The organism is Streptomyces sp. NPDC031497 (assembly GCF_055580905.1).
Window position 1 is genome coordinate 245,331 of record NZ_JBVIKO010000004.1, and the last position, 15,204, is coordinate 260,534.

Annotated in this window: 11 protein-coding genes; 3 read left to right on the top strand and 8 right to left on the bottom strand. The window is 72.1% G+C overall.

Annotation, left to right across the window (positions count from 1 at the left end; all coding sequences use genetic code 11):
• Nucleotides 1-16 precede the first annotated feature (16 nt).
• The 6 genes from ACZ5K7_RS09775 to ACZ5K7_RS09800 form a co-directional block, all read right to left on the bottom strand.
• Entirely contained in the window at nt 17-943 is a 927-nt protein-coding gene (locus ACZ5K7_RS09775; RefSeq protein ID WP_468912246.1) for an NmrA family NAD(P)-binding protein, read from the bottom strand.
• 119 nt (nt 944-1,062) lie between these two features.
• Nucleotides 1,063-2,523, bottom strand: coding sequence for an aldehyde dehydrogenase family protein (locus tag ACZ5K7_RS09780; RefSeq protein ID WP_468912247.1), 1,461 nt, complete (start codon nt 2,521-2,523; stop codon nt 1,063-1,065).
• Entirely contained in the window at nt 2,520-4,259 is a 1,740-nt protein-coding gene (locus ACZ5K7_RS09785; RefSeq protein WP_468912249.1) for an N-acyl-D-amino-acid deacylase family protein, read from the bottom strand. Before ACZ5K7_RS09785 ends, ACZ5K7_RS09780 begins: the two co-directional genes overlap by 4 nt.
• Before the next feature lie 76 nt (nt 4,260-4,335).
• Nucleotides 4,336-5,454 carry an LLM class flavin-dependent oxidoreductase gene (locus ACZ5K7_RS09790; RefSeq protein ID WP_351711618.1) on the bottom strand — a complete coding sequence of 373 codons (1,119 nt, stop codon included), beginning with the start codon at nt 5,452-5,454 and terminating at the stop codon, nt 4,336-4,338.
• A gap of 98 nt (nt 5,455-5,552) precedes the next feature.
• Nucleotides 5,553-6,323, bottom strand: coding sequence for an SDR family NAD(P)-dependent oxidoreductase (locus ACZ5K7_RS09795; protein ID WP_351711616.1), 771 nt, complete (start codon nt 6,321-6,323; stop codon nt 5,553-5,555).
• Between the two features lie 12 nt (nt 6,324-6,335).
• Nucleotides 6,336-7,283 carry an LLM class F420-dependent oxidoreductase gene (locus ACZ5K7_RS09800; protein ID WP_450972053.1) on the bottom strand — a complete coding sequence of 316 codons (948 nt, stop codon included), beginning with the start codon at nt 7,281-7,283 and terminating at the stop codon, nt 6,336-6,338.
• Nucleotides 7,284-7,534: 251 nt separating this feature from the next.
• Between ACZ5K7_RS09800 and ACZ5K7_RS09805 the strand changes: the two genes are divergently transcribed.
• The gene (locus tag ACZ5K7_RS09805; protein WP_450972052.1) at nt 7,535-8,413 is read left to right on the top strand and encodes a hypothetical protein; all 879 of its coding nucleotides are present in this window, start codon (nt 7,535-7,537) and stop codon (nt 8,411-8,413) included.
• Between the two features lie 99 nt (nt 8,414-8,512).
• Here the strand turns inward: ACZ5K7_RS09805 and ACZ5K7_RS09810 are convergent, their stop codons facing one another.
• The gene (locus ACZ5K7_RS09810; RefSeq protein WP_351711915.1) at nt 8,513-9,757 is read right to left on the bottom strand and encodes an amidohydrolase family protein; all 1,245 of its coding nucleotides are present in this window, start codon (nt 9,755-9,757) and stop codon (nt 8,513-8,515) included.
• Nucleotides 9,758-10,055: 298 nt separating this feature from the next.
• Between ACZ5K7_RS09810 and afsR the strand changes: the two genes are divergently transcribed.
• Both afsR and ACZ5K7_RS09820 read left to right on the top strand, forming a co-directional pair.
• Nucleotides 10,056-13,007, top strand: a complete 2,952-nt coding sequence (gene afsR, locus ACZ5K7_RS09815; RefSeq protein ID WP_468912253.1) for an SARP-family global regulator AfsR — start codon at nt 10,056-10,058, stop codon at nt 13,005-13,007.
• 194 nt (nt 13,008-13,201) lie between these two features.
• Complete coding sequence (locus ACZ5K7_RS09820; RefSeq protein WP_351711911.1) at nt 13,202-13,426, top strand: hypothetical protein; 225 nt, start codon at nt 13,202-13,204, stop codon at nt 13,424-13,426.
• Nucleotides 13,427-13,585: 159 nt separating this feature from the next.
• On the opposite strand, the gene ACZ5K7_RS09825 is transcribed toward ACZ5K7_RS09820, so the two are convergent.
• A complete protein-coding gene (locus ACZ5K7_RS09825; RefSeq protein ID WP_450972076.1) occupies nt 13,586-15,160 on the bottom strand; it encodes a FadD3 family acyl-CoA ligase in 1,575 nt (524 codons plus the stop codon).
• Between the last annotated feature and the right edge of the window lie 44 nt (nt 15,161-15,204).

A 15,204-nucleotide genomic window follows, 5' to 3' on the forward strand; every position in this document is an offset into this window, starting at 1 on the left:
GCCGCCGCCCTGGCGTCTACCCCTGCCCTGCCCGCAGTCCGGGCGTGGCGTCGAGCAGGCTGTCGAATCCCGACGGCGGGCGGCCCAGGAGTTCCGTCACGTCGTCGGTCGCGCGGTCGTAGCGGTTCTCCCCGTGCAGCCGGGCCATCGTGGCGATGTGGTCGAAGAGATGCGGCGTCAGGCCCAGCGGCTTGAGGTCGTGCTCGATCCATTCGTCGTACGGCACATCGACGTACGTCACGGGGCGGCCCAGCAGGGCGGAGAACTCGGCGGCGATCGCGGTCATGTCGCGGGAGGCGGCGCCGGTCAGTTCGTAGACCCGGCCGGCCTGCGGTGAAGGGTCGAGCAGCAGGCGGGCGACCACCGCGGCCACGTCGCGGGCGGCCACCGGCGAGGTGCGTGCGGTGCCGAAGGGGAGGCGGATGGTGCCGTCGCGCCGGACGGAGGCCACGGCGAGCATGCCGAAGAGCGGGTTCTCCATGAACACCGTCGGCCGGACGTGGACGACCGGCAGCCCGGACCAGTTGAGGACGTGTTCGCAGAGCCAGTGCAGTCGCTGCTGGTGCGACTCCGCGCTGCTGGTGAGGCTCATCTGGGAGACGGTCATCTGTGACATGTGCACCAGCAGTTCGAGGTGCCCGCCCGCGAGGGCCGCCGCCGCCACGGTCGCCGTGGCCTCCAGGTAGTCGGGCGACGGGCTCATCCCGAAGTAGGCCCTGCGGCACCCCTCCAGGGCCGCCACCACGTCCGCCCCGCGCGTGAGGTCACCGACGACCACCTCGACGCCGTCGACGGCCCGCAGCGCGGTGGCACGGTCGTCGTCGTGGTGGACGAGGGCGCGGACCGGCAACCCGTGTCGGCGCAGCTCCGTGACGACCCTCCCGCCCACGCCTCCGACACCACCGGCGGCACCGGTGACCAGGATCGGATCAGCACTCGGCAAGACGTCCTCCCAGAGTCGGCAACCCGCCCCGTCTTTCTACGGCACGCGGACCGCCTCCCCGGCACACCCCGCCGCGGAGGCCACACGCCAGGAGTAGCCGCCTTCGCCGACGCGTCCCCTCACCCCGGCCAGACGATCGCCTGCACCTCGCTGTAGGCGTGCAGGGCGTAGGAGCCCACGTCCCGGCCCACCCCGCTCTTCTTGAAGCCGCCGAAGGGGGCCTCCATGTTCCGCCCGACGGTGTTGATCCCGACGCCCCCGGCCCGAAGCCGCCGCGCCACCCGGAAGGCACGGGCCACGTCCCCCGACCAGACGTAGTCGATGAGGCCGTAGTCGGAGTCGTTGGCGAGGGCGATGCCCTCTTCCTCGTCGTCGAAGGGGATGACGGAGACGACCGGGCCGAAGATCTCCTCGCGGGCGGCGCGCATGTCGTTACGGCAGTCGGCGAGCACCGCGGGCCCGAGGTAGAACCCCCTCTCCAGGGAGGGCCGTTCGCCGCCCGTCACCACTGTCGCCCCCTCCTTGCGCGCGAGTTCGACGTACGACTCCACCCGCGCCCGGTGTTCGGCCGTGATCAGCGGTCCGACCACCGTGTCCGGTTCCGCCGGGTCGCCCACCTTCAACCGGCGTGCGTAGGCGGCGAGTTGCTCCACCAGCCGGTCGTACAGCGGTCGCTGCACCAGGACCCGGGTGGGCGCCGTGCAGATCTGTCCGCTGTAGAAGGAGAAGGTGGTGCCGATGCCCGCCACCGCGGAGCCGACGTCCGCGTCCGCGAGGACGACCGCCGCGCCCTTCCCGCCCAGCTCCATCAGCTGCCGTTTCATGTCCCGCCCGCACACCTCGGCGATGCGCTGCCCGACGGCCGTGGAGCCGGTGAAGCTCACCATGTCGACGTCGGGCGAGGCCACGGCGGTCTCGCCGACGCCGGCCGACCGTCCGGAGACTACGTTCACCACGCCCGGCGGAGCGCCCGCCGCCTCCAGTGCCTCCGCCATGCGGTAGACGGAGAGCGGGTCCTGCGGGGCCGGTTTCACCACCACCGTGTTGCCCATGGCCAGCGCGGGCGCGACCTTGCCCGCCGGGTTGGCCCAGGGGTTGTTGTACGACGTGATGCAGCTGACCACGCCCACCGGCTGGCGCACCGCCAGCGCGCCCATCACCCCGGCCTTCCCCATCGGGCCGGCCTCGTTGATCTGCGGGGGGATCGCCCACTCGGAGGGTTCGACGGTGGCGTAGCGGCGCAACCGGGCCGCGGCCACCCCCACCTGCATCGCCCGGGCGGTCCCGGTCGTCGCCCCGGTCTCCGCCCGGGCCAGGTCGGCGTACTCCTTCAGCCGGCCCCGGATGATGTCGGCGGCCCGGCCGAGCACCGCCGCCCGCTCCGCCGCCGGCGTCCGCGACCAGCCGTCGAAGGCCTCCCGGGCGGCCGCGCAGGCGGCCAGGACCTGCTCCTCGGAGGCCTCGGGGGCCCAGCCGACGGTCCCCTCGGTCGCCGGGTCGACGACCTCGTAGTGCCCGCCGTCGGGGTCCACCCAGCGCCCTCCGACGAACAGCCGCTGCCCGTCGGCCGTGTCGCTCACCGGGTGCTCACCGTCCTGGTGTCCCGCCCGGACCGCAGCACCCTCCCGGGTACGGCACCGCTGACCACGTCGTCGCGGATGGCCTCGACCCCGTTCACCCAGACCGCCCGCACCCCGATCGCCTTCGCGTCCAGGCGGGGACTGTCTCCCGGCAGGTCGTGCACCAGGGTGGCCTGGCCGGCGGCGATCCGTTCCGGGTCGAAGAGCACGAGGTCCGCATGCCAGCCCTCCGTGATCCGCCCCCGCTCCCGCAGTCCGAAGAGCCGGGCGGGATCGTCGGTCAGCATCTTCACGGCCTGTTCCAGGCCGAGCAGCTTGCGGCCGCGCAGACAGTCGCCGAGGAACCGGGTCGTGTACGGCGCCCCGCACATCCGGTCCAGATGAGCTCCCGCGTCGGACCCGCCCAGCAGCACGTCCTCGTGCTGCCAGGTCTCGGCTCGCAGCGCCCAGGAGGCGGGGTCGTTGTCGGTGGGCATGGGCCACAGGACCGTACGGAGTCCGTCGGCGGCGCAGATCTCGACCAGGCAGTGGAAGGGGTCCTGCCCGCGCTCCGCCGCGATGTCCTTGACCACCCGGCCCGACAGCCCGGCGTTGGCCTCGCTGTAGGTGTCGCCGATGACGTACCGGCCGAAGTTCGCCAGCCGCCTGAAGACACCGGCCTCCTTCGAGTGGGCACGCTCCAGCATCCGGGCGCGGACGTCCGGGTCCCGGAGCTTGTCGATCCGCTCCGGTACCGGCAGCCCGAGGATCGGGCCCCAGCCGGGGATCAGGTTCAGCGCGCAGAAGGTGCCCAGGGACATGTTCATCGGCGTGAGGATCGGCATGGTCAGCGCCACGACCCGGCCGCCCGCCTTCCGGGCCCGCTCACTGGCCTGGAGCTGCCGGGGCACCCGCTCCGGCACGGCGGCGTCCACGGTGAGCACGTTCCAGTTCAGGGGCCGCCCGGCCGCCGCGCTCATCTCGGCGAACAGCTCGATCTCGGCGTCGCTGAACTGGTCGAGGCAGCCGGCGACGATCGCCTCGATCTGCGTGCCCTCGTGCTCCCCGACGGCCCGCGAGAGGGCCAGCAGTTCCGCCGGGCGGGCGTGCCGGGAGGCGACCGGCTGTCCGTCGCCGTCCGAGTGCGTGCTGGACTGGGTGGTGGAGAAGCCCCAGGCGCCCGCGTCCATGGCCTCGTGCAGCAGCCGTACGATCTCGGCGAGCTGCTCCTCGCTGGGCTGCCCGCCGACCGCGTCGGGCCCCATCACGTACCGGCGCAGGGCACAGTGCCCGACCATGAACCCGGCGTTGACGGCGATCCGCCCTTCGAGCGCGTCCAGATACTCCCCGAAGCCACGCCAGCTCCAGGGCGCCCCCTCCTCCAGCGCGACCAGCGACATCCCCTCGACCTTGGACATCATGCGGCGCGTGTAGTCGGCGTCCCCCGGTTTCAGCGGGGCGAGGGTGAACCCGCAGTTCCCGGCGGCGACCGTCGTCACCCCGTGGTTGAGGGAGGGGGTGGCGTACGGGTCCCAGAAGAGCTGCGCGTCGTAGTGGGTGTGCGGGTCGACGAACCCGGGGGCGAGAACGAGCCCGGCGGCGTCCTCGGTGGTGCGGGCTTCGCCGTCGATCTGGCCTATGGCGGCGATACGGCCGTCTCGTATACCGACGTCCGCGGTGTACGAGGGCGCGCCCGTCCCGTCGACGACGGTCGCACCCCGAATGACATGATCAAGCATGGGGCTCCCTTTCAACACGGCGACCTGCCCTACCTGAAGGGGCGCGGGGAACTGCGCGACCAGCCACAACGCACCCGCACCCGCCGACGAAACCTCAAGCCCCTTGGCGGAACCGCGAAGTCCGGTGCACCGGATCCGTATCGATCTTCGGAATCACGTGCTCCCCGATCAGCCGGATCGTCTGCAGCGTCTCCTCCTTCGGCACCCCCACCGGCAGCCCGAAGCTCAACTGGTCCGCCCCGGCCTGCTCCCACCGCTTGCACTGCCGCAGCACCTCGTCCGGATCGCCGCAGATCAGCAGCTCCTCCTCGACGAGCAGCTCCACGAACTCCGGCGTGTACTCCGGCAGCGTCTCCGGCCACACCGGGAAGCCCTCGGGCCGGGGGAACGTGTCGTGGTAGCGGAACACCAGCGAGGGGAGGTAGTGCAGCCCACCGGACGCGGCGATCCGGATCGCCTCGTCGTGGGTCGGCGCGCAGATCGCCGTCGTCGTCACCATCACGTTGTCGTTGACGAAGTCACCCACCGGCTCCGCGTTCACGATCGCCGTCTTGTACTGCTCGAGCACCCACTCCATGTCGGAGACCTTCTGGATGCTGAAGCCGAGCACGCCCAGGCCCTTCCTCGCCGCCATGGCGTACGACGGCGGTGACCCGGCCGCGTACCACATCGCCGGGTGGGACCTGCCGTACGGCTTCGGCAGCACCTTCCGCGGCGGCAGCTGCCAGTGCTTGCCCTGGAAGCCGGCGTACTCGTCCTGGAGCCACATCTTGGGGAACTCGGCGATGGTCTCCTCCCAGATCTCCTTGGTGTAGTTCATGTCGGTCACGCCCGGTATGAACCCGAGGATCTCGTGCGACCCGGCCCCCCGGCCGCTGCCGAACTCGAAGCGGTTGCCGGTGAGATGGTCGAGCATGGCGACCTTCTCGGCGACCTTCACGGGGTGGTTGACCTGGGCGAGGGGGTTGAAGATGCCGGACCCGAGGTGGATGCGCTCGGTCGCGTGCGCGAGGTACCCCAGGAAGACGTCGTTCGCCGACAGGTGCGAGTACTCGTCCAGGAAGTGGTGCTCGGAGGCCCAGGCGTACTTGAAGCCGGACTTGTCCGCCTCGATGACGTACTCGGTCTCCTCCATCAGTGCCTTGTGCTCGGCCAGCGGGTCGGTCTCGGCGCGCTTGCCCACGTATCCCTGTACAAAGAGCCCGAATTCCAAGGCGGTTCACCGTCCCATATTTCCTGACGCTCCGTCAGATACCGTTCGTTGGCCGACTGTCGCACCGGCCGCTTCCACCGTCAATAGCTGATGAACCGTCAGATGACCGAGACCCCGGCCAGCCAGCCCCCGTCGATCACGAACGGCTGCCCGGTGATGTACGACGAGTCGTCCGAGGTCAGGAAGAGCGCCAGCCTGGCCACCTCCTCCGCCCGCCCGATCCGGCCCAGCGGCACCAGCTTGCGGTACAGCTCGTCCAGGGCCCGGCTCATCTCCGCCGGATCGGCGGTGGGGTCCAGCCGGGCCGGGTTGGACATCGCGGTGTCGATGGCCCCCGGGCAGATCGCGTTGACCCGTATCCGCCGGCCGGCCAGCTCCAGCGCGGCGACCCGGGTGAGACCGAGCACCGCGTGCTTGGTCGCGGCGTAGGTGCCGACGGCCGCCATGCCGGTGAGCGCGGTGTAGGACGCGGTGTTGACGATGGTCCCGCCGTCGGCCAGCTCCGGCGCCACCGTCTTCATACCCAGGAAGCAGCCGACCTGGTTCACCTGCACGACCTGCATGAACTCGTCGAGAGGGGTGTCCACCAGCGCGTTGAACCGCAGGATGCCCGCGTTGTTCACCAGCCCGTCGAGCCGGCCGTACGCCTGTTTCGTCGCGGCGACGGCAGCCTGCCACTCCTCCTCTACGCCCACGTCCAGGTGGACGTAGCGCGCCCCGATCTCCTTGGCGAGCGCCTCGCCCAGGTCGTCCAGCACGTCCGCCACGACCACGCTCGCGCCCTCCTCGGCGAAGAGCCGCGCCTCCTGCTCGCCCTGTCCGCGCGCCGCCCCGGTGACGATGACGACCCGCCCGTCCAGCTTGCCCATGCCACCCGCTCCTCAGCTCAGCCGGGGCGCGACGTCCGCCCCGAACACGCTTATCTGGTCGATGAGTTCGGCTCGGCTCCGGCTGCGGAACCGCACCTGGATCTGGTGCACGCCCATCGCGCCGTAGGCCCGCAGCGACTCGGCCAGGGCCTCGGGGGCACCGGTGAGGGTGCGGCGGCCGACCGCCCAGTCCGGCGTGCCGACGTACAGCGGTTCGGCGATCGCGCCGACGGTGATCGGCTCCCCGATGCCGGCCTCCTCGCGCAGCCGCCGCAGGCGGGCGATCTGCGCCGGGAGCCGGTCTCTCGGGTCACCCTGCGGCAGCCAGCCGTCGCCCTTGAGCGCGGCCCGCCGCACCGCGGCCGGTGACGAGCCGCCGACCCACACCGGCACCCGCTCCTGCGCGGGCCGGGGCCGCTGCCCGAGCCCCTCGAAGTCGTAGAACTTGCCGTGGTGGGAAGGGAACTCATCCGGTCCGAGCGCGGCGCGCAACGCGTCGACCGCCTCGTCGAGCACCGCCCCCCGCTGCCCGAAGTCCACCCCCAGCACCTCGAACTCCTCCCGCACATGCCCGGCCCCGACCCCGAGGATCAGCCGGCCGCCGGAGAGGTGGTCGAGGGTCGCGTACTGCTTGGCGGAGAGGAGGGGGTGCCGGAGTCCCACGACGGCGACATGGCTGAGCAGGCGTATCCGCTCGGTCACGGCGGCCAGGTGGGCCAGGGTGGCGACCGGGTCGTACCAGACCGTGCTCATGGCGGCGGCGAGCCGGTGCGGGATCGCCACGTGGTCGCAGACGGCGAGGTAGGCGAAGCCCGCGTGCTCGGCGGCGCGGGCGATCGCCACCAGGTCCTCCGGACCGGCGGCGGCCTCCCAGGGCTCCGCGTAGATGGTGGACTGGGACTGGACGGGGAGTTGTATCCCGTACGCCGGACGCCCGTCCGGCAGGCCTTGGATGGACACACACCCTCCTGAATCTGATGGGCCGTCACATCAGAGCTGTCGGAGCCATCGTCTTGCCTGACGCTCCGTCAGACAAGGGTCGGGGACGATGATCGTCCGGTGAAGAATGTCCACCTCTCTGACCGATTGACCCGGAGCCGTCGTGGTCATGTCCCGGGCCTGTCACCGGCTGAGGGCGGCCCGGCCGGGGCTCGTACTGGCTGGCGACGGCTCGGGGGGTCCGGGTCGCACCGGAACACCGGGAGATCGACGTGATCCGCAACCGCATCGCCGCGCTGGCCGCCACCGCAGTCGCCGCGTCCCTGCTGCTGACCGCCTGCAACGCCACCGACGAGGCCGCCTCGGCGGCCAAGGACGGGGTCGGCACCGCGCTGCAGAGCCTGCACTTCAACAGCGGCACCGCGAAGCAGAACCACGCACCCGCCAAGACCGGCGACTGGGCCGTCGCCGCCGGCAAGCCGGCGGCGACGCCGGCCGCCAAGAAGTGGGTGCAGCTGAGCGCGTCCAAGGCGGGCGACCTGAACCCGGTCGTCGTCAACGGCGCGGGCTTCACCCTCTACCGCTTCGACAAGGACACCGCGAACCCGTCCAAGTCCAACTGCAACGACGCGTGCGCGACCACCTGGCCGCCGGTCGTCGTCGCCCCGGGCGGCAAGATCTTCATCGACGGGGTGGACAAATCCGACGTCGGCGTGGTCAAGCGGGCCGACGGCAACCTCCAGGTGACCGTCGGCGGCTGGCCGGTCTACCGCTTCAGCAAGGACCTCAAGCCCGGCGACACCAACGGGCAGGGCGTGGGCGGCACCTGGTTCGGCGTGACGCCGGACGGGCAGAAGGCCGGGGCCCAGAACCAGGGAGGCACCGGTGGCACCGGGACCGGTACGGCCGCCTCGACCAGCGTCGTCCTCTCCGACGAGACCGACTTCGGCGACCCTTCCGAGGGGCTGGCCGGCTCCGGCTGCCAGAACGTCGCCCGCGACGACTCCGCCTCCTCCCTCCGGGCCTCCGGCGCCCTGAAGATCTGGTCGGAGAAGAACTGCAAGGGCGAGTCCAAGGTGGTCCAGGGCGACATCGCCGACCTGGCGTCGATCGGGTTCGACAACAAGATCTCGTCGGTGTTCCTCGGCTGACGCCGGGCGGCCCCGGGCCGGTGCACCGTGGGCGGGGTGGCGGGACGGCGGGACGGCGGGGTGGCGGGGTGGCGGGGTGGCGGGGTGGCGGGACGATCCTCAGCGGGTCGCGGGATGCCCCGCCCACAGCCCGTCGGCCGTCAGCCCCAGCAGCTCGATCGCGTTCCCCCGCACGATCCTCTCCACCACGTCCGGGGCGAGGTGGCCCATCTGAGCCTCGCCGACCTCGCGTGACTTCGGCCAGGTGGAGTCGGAGTGCGGGTAGTCGGTCTCGTAGAGGACGTTGCCGACGCCGATGGCGTCCAGGTTCTTCAGGCCGAAGGCGTCGTCGAAGAAGCAGCCGTAGACGTGCTCGGCGAAGAGTTCGGAGGGCGGCCGGGTGACCTTGTCGGCGACGCCGCCCCAGGCACGGTTCTCCTCCCAGACGACGTCGGCGCGCTCCAGGATGTAGGGGATCCAGCCGATCTGGCCCTCCGCGTACATCACCTTCAGGTTCGGGAAGCGCTCGAACTTGCCGCTCATCAGCCAGTCGACCATCGAGAAGCAGCAGTTGGCGAAGGTGATCGTGGAGCCGACGGCCGGCGGGGCGTCGGCGGAGGTGGAGGGCATCCGGCTGCTGGAGCCGATGTGCATGGCGACGACCGTGCCGGTCTCGTCGCAGGCGGCGAGGAAGGGGTCCCAGTCGTCGGTGTGGACGGAGGGCAGCCCGAGGTGCGGGGGGATCTCGGAGAAGGCGACGGCGCGGACACCCCGGGCCGCGTTGCGGCGGACCTCGGCGGCGGCCAGTCCGGCATCCCACAGCGGGATGAGGGCGAGGGGTATCTGACGCCCCTGGGCCAGCGGGCCGCACCACTCCTCCACCATCCAGTCGTTGTAGGCCTGGACGCAGAGCAGGGCCAGTTCGCGGTCCTTGGCCTCGGTGAAGGTCTGCCCGCAGAAGCGCGGGAAGGTCGGGAAGCAGAGCGCGGACTGGACGTGGTTGACGTCCATGTCGGCGAGCCGCTGCGGGACGTCGTACGACCCCGCCCGCATCTGCTCGTAGGTGATCACCTCCAGCTTGATCTCGTCCCGGCTGTAGCCGACCGCGGTGTCGAGGCGGGTGAGGGGGCGGTGCAGGTCCTCGTAGATCCACCAGTCGCCGATGGGGCCGTCCTCACCCGCCCTGCCCATAACGGGCTTGAACCGGCCGCCGAGAAAGCTCATTTCCTTCAGCGGGGCCCGGACTATGCGCGGCCCGGTGTCCAGGTACTTCTTCGGGAGGCGGGACTGCCAGACGTCCGGCGGCTCCACGGTGTGGTCGTCGACGGAGATGATCAGCGGAAAGGCGCCATTCGGGGTGTCCATGGCGCTCACGGTAGCGCCGATCTGACGAACCGTCAGCTATGACGGTGACGGCTCGTCAGGCGATTCGGCGATGGCGGCCCACTCCCCCGGCGGGATTCACCGACTCCGGCGCGGAGGACGTCGATCTGCCCGCGGAATCGTTCCGCCAGACGTCCGCCCTGCTGGCGGGGGTCGCGGCCGTGTGAAGACTGTGTGGACCACCGTGTGTCGCCCTGTGATCGGCGTCTCCCCCGACTGACGCGGCCCGCCCGGACAAGGCAGACTGACGGGGTGAAGCGGGATGTCTAGGGGGACGGGCATGGACGGTGGACCACGGGTACCGGAGCAGAGGCGCGCCCCCTCCTCGACGGAGGCGGCGGCGTTGCGCTTCAGTGTGCTCGGTCCGGTGCGCGCCTGGCGTGCCGAGGAACCCCTCAACACCGGCTCCCCGCAGCAACGCGCGCTGCTCGCCGCCCTGTTGCTGCGCGAGGGCCGGACGGCGACCGCGGCCGAGCTGATCGACGCCCTGTGGGGTCCCGAGCCGCCGTCGCAGGCACTGGCGGCGGTGCGCACGTACGCGTCCCGGCTGCGCAAGGTCCTGGACCCGGGGGTCCTGGTCAGTGAGTCCGGCGGGTACGCGATGCGCGGACTCGGCGAGGGCGCCCTGGACCTGGCGGTCGCCCAGGACCTGGCGGCGGAGGCGGAGAAGGCGAAGAGCGCCGGGGACCTGCACCAGGCACGGGAGGTGCTCGGGCGGGCGCTCGGCCAGTGGGACGGTGAGCCGCTGGCCGGAGTGCCGGGGCCGTACGCGGAGACGCAGCGGGTCCGCCTGGAGGAGCTGCGGCTGCAACTCCTCGAAACCCGGCTGGACATGGACCTGGAACAGGGCTGCCACGCGGAGGCGGTCTCCGAGTTGACGGCCCTCACCGCGGCCCATCCCCTCCGCGAGCGCTTCCGCGAACTCCTCATGCTCGCCCTGTACCGCAGCGGCCGGCAGGCGGAGGCCCTCGCGGTGTACGCGGACACCCGCCGTCTGCTGGCAGAGGAGCTGGGCGTCGACCCGCGCCCCGGCCTGCGCGAACTCCAGCAGCGCATCCTCCAGGCCGACCCGGCCCTCGCGGAGCCCTCGACCCCGGCGGCGGAACCCACCGCCGTCCAGGTCCGACCCGCCCAACTCCCCGCCACCGTGCCCGACTTCACCGGGCGCGCCGCCTTCGTCACGGAGTTGAGCGAGGTGCTGGCGTCGGCCGAGGGCCGGGTGATGGCCGTATCGGCGCTGGCGGGCATCGGGGGCGTCGGCAAGACGACCCTCGCCGTGCACGTCGCCCACCAGGCCCGGTCCGCCTTCCCGGACGGCCAGTTGTACGTGGACCTGCAGGGGGCCGGCCCCCGCGCCGCCGAGCCGGAGACGGTACTGGGTTCCTTCCTGCGCGCCCTGGGCACCCCGGACTCCGCCATCCCCGACTCCCTGGAGGAGCGTTCGGCGCTGTACCGCTCGGTCCTGGACGGCCGCCGTGTCCTCGTCCTCCTCGACAACGCGAAGGACGCGGCCCAGGTACGCCCCCTGCTTCCCGGCATGGAAGGCTGCGCGGCCCTGGTCACCGCCCGGGTACGGATGGTGGACCTGGCCGGGGCGCACCTGGTGGACCTGGACGTGATGTCCCCCGACGAGGCACTGCAGCTCTTCACGAAGATCGTCGGTGCGGAGCGGGTCGCCGCCGAGCGCGAGGCGGCCCTCGACGTGGTGGCGGCCTGCGGTTTCCTCCCCCTCGCCATCCGCATCGCCGCGTCCCGCCTCGCGGCCCGCCGCACCTGGACGGTCTCCGTCCTCGCGGCGAAGCTCGCCGACGAACGCCGCCGCCTCGACGAACTCCAGGCCGGCGACCTGGCCGTGAAGGCCACCTTCGAACTCGGCTACGGCCAGCTGGAACCGGCCCAGGCCCGCGCCTTCCGCCTGCTGGGCCTGGCGGACGGCCCGGACATCTCCCTGGCGGCCGCCGCCGCGGTCCTCGACCTCCCGACGGAGGTCGCGGAGGACCTCCTGGAGGCCCTGGTCGACACGTCCCTCCTGGAATCGGCGGCCCCCGGCCGCTACCGCTTCCACGACCTGGTCCGCCTCTACGCGCGTGCGTGCGCGGAACGCGACGAACAGCCCCCCGGCGAAAGGGAGGCGGCGGTGTCCCGCCTCCTGGACTTCTACCTGGTGACGGCGGCGGGGGTCTACGCGATCGAGCGGCCGGGGGACCGGACCGTGGAGCACCTGGAGCCGACGAGATACCCCGGCCTGTCCTTCGCCGACCACCGCGCGGCACTGGACTGGCTGTACTCGGAGGCGGACTGCCTGCTGGCGTGCGTACGGCAGTCCGTCCGGGGCGAAAGGCGGCGTGCCGCGATCGACCTGTTGTGGGCGGCCAAGGACCTCGCCGAGTCCGGGGCCAACGCGCGCGAGTACGAGGTCGCGGCCACAGCCGCCCGCGACGCCGCCCGGACGCAGGCCGACCCACTGGCCGAGGGCCGGGCCCGGATGGCGATCACCAACGTCCACATCGTCGCGGGGCGCTTCGACCAGGCCGACGCGGAGGCCGCGCAGGCCATGGAGCTGGCCAAGGCGACCGGGGATCCGCTGCCCAGCGGCGTCACTCCGAACGACCGCGGGATCATCGCGCTCTACCAGGGACGTCACCGCGACGGCGAGGGACATCTGAACGAGGCCATCGCCAACTACCGGGCCGACGGCAACCGGCCGGGCGAGGCCAGCGCCCTGTGCAACATGTCCCGTATCCAGCTGGCCACCGGCCGCGTCGCCGACGCGGTGCGGCTGGCCGGTGAGGGTGTGGCGATCTACGAATCTCTCGGGCACTCCCTCAGGGGTGCGAACGCGCGGTATGCCCTGGGACTCGCCCTGACCAAGTCCGGGCAGACGGACGAGGCCCTCGACTGCCTGGAGGACGCCCTGAGCGTGTTCAGGGAGAGCCGCCAGCGTCTCTGGGAGGGCATGACCATCTTCCGCATGGCGGAGGTGCATCTGGGGGCGCACCGCCCCGCCCAGGCCGCCACGATGGCGGAGCAGTCGCTGTCCTTGCTGCGCGGCATCGGCGGCGAGTGGCGGCACGCCAACGTGCTGACCGTTCTGGGCCGCAGTCTGCAGGACATCGGGCACTCGGACCGGGCCCGCGCCTGCTGGCACGAGGCGCTGGCGGTGTTCGACCAACTGGGTGCCCACGAGGCCGATGAGGTGCGCACGCTTCTCGCGCCGACGGCGGCTGCCTGACCTGCACCGTCGCGCGTTCATCGTTCGTTTATCGCCGCGCGCCATCATCGATCCATCGATCCGGCGCTTCGGGGGGCAGGCGGGTCGACACGGCAGGCCCACCCATTAGGGTGACGGCCGCCGCGCCTGTCCGGCGGCCCCCGGGGGAGTCGCCGGACAGGCCTTGCCGACTTTGACACAGAGGAGCACAACCGATGAGCGACGAGAAGACGAGCCAGCCGGTCGCCACGCCCGACGAGAACCACGCGACCGACATCGAGTCGGTGGTGGCGCTGGAGAACCACGCGACGGGCGCGGAAAAGGCGGTCCTGGAGAACGACACGGCCGACGCCGAGGCCGTCGTGACACTGGAGAACCACGCGACAGGCGCGCAGAAGGTGCTGCTGGAGAACCACGCCACCACGGAAGCCGCCGGCTGAACCGGGACCCGGGGGAACTACGGCCGCGGCGGCACCAGGGGGGAGCCGTCGCGGCCGAGGTGTGTCAGGAGCCAGATCCGCGACGACACCACATCAGCGTTGGCCGTGCCGTCGCCGCGATCGGTGGCACATCGGCCTCGGCGGTCGCCGAGTGGCACATCACGAGGCCCGCCCCCGCAGCTCCCCCTTCACCACCTTCCCGCTCGCGTTCCGCGGCAGCTCTGCCACGAACTCCACCACTCGCGGCACCTTGTAGTTCGCCATCTCCCGGCGCGCCCAGGCGATCAGGTCGTCCCCGGTCAGCACCGAGCCCCGGCGGCGCACCACGAACGCCCTGCCGACCTCGCCCAGCCGCCCGTCCGGTACGCCGATCACCGCCACGTCCGCCACATCCGGGTGCAGGCCCAGCAGTTGCTCGATCTCCGCCGGGTAGGCGTTGAAGCCGCCGACGATGAACATGTCCTTCAGCCGGTCGGTGATCCGCAGGTTCCCGGCCGTGTCCAGGACGCCGACGTCGCCCGTGCGCAGCCAGCCGTCCGCCGTCAGCGTCTCGGCGGTCGCGGCCGCGTCCTCGTAGTAGCCGCGCATCACGTTGAAGCCCCGGACCAGGACCTCGCCCGGCTCGCCCGGCGCCGCGTCCACCCGTACCTCCGTGCCGGGGATCGCCCTCCCCGACGTCGACGCGATCACCGAAGGGGGGTCGCCGCGGCGGCACATCGTCACGATGCCGCTCGCCTCCGAGAGGCCGTACGCGGTGAGGACCGTCTCGACGCCCAGCTCGCCGCGCAGGCGCTCGACGAGGAGCAGGGGCACGACCGCCGCTCCCGTCACCACCAGCCGCAGCGCCGAGAGGTCGTGGGTGTCGCGCGCCGGGTGGTCGAGGAGCGACTGGTGGAGGGTCGGGGGACCGGGCAGTACCGAGACGCGCTCCGCCGCGACGTTCGCCAGCACCGTCTCCACGTTGAACACCGGCTGCGGGATCATCGTCGCCCCGCGCATCAGGCAGGCGATCACCCCGGCCTTGTAGCCGAACGTGTGGAAGAAGGGGTTCACGATCAGGTAGCGGTCGCCCGTGCGCAGGCCCGCCAGGTCGGCCCACACCTCGTAGGCGCGCAGGGTCTGCGCGTGTGTGATCACCGCGCCCTTGGGGCGGCCCGTCGTACCGGAGGTGAAGACGATGTCGGAGAGCGAGTCGCCGTCCAACGCGGCCGCGCGGGCGGCGACTTCTCCGGCCGGCACGCCCTCCCCGGCCGCCAGGAAGTCCTTCCAGGTGCGGAAGTCCACCGGCGCGTCCTCCGACAGCACCACCACGTCCCGCAGCAGCGGCAGCCCCGGCAGCGGGCCCGGGGAGTCCCCCTCCCCCGCCGCCCGCCTGAGCGAGGCCACGTACGACGTGCCCAGGAACGTCCCCGTCACGAACAGCAGGCGCGCCCCGCTCCGCCGCAGCACGTCCGCCGCCTCCGCGCCCTTGAAGCGGGTGTTCAGCGGGACCAGTACCCCGCCCGCCGAGACCGCGCCCAGCGCCGCGACGATCCAGTCCAGGGAGTTGGGCGCCCAGACGGCCACCCGGTCGCCCGCCTCGACGCCGGCCGCCATACAGGCGGCCGCCGCCCGTTCCACCCGGGCGCCCAGCTCCGCGTAGGTGATGCGGGTACGGCCGTCCACCACCGCCTCGGCGTCCGCGTACCGCCGGGCCGCCGACCGCACCAGCCCCGGAACGGTCCCCCACTCCATGTCACCGCGCACAACGGCCTCCCCAGGCGAGAGCACAGAACGCA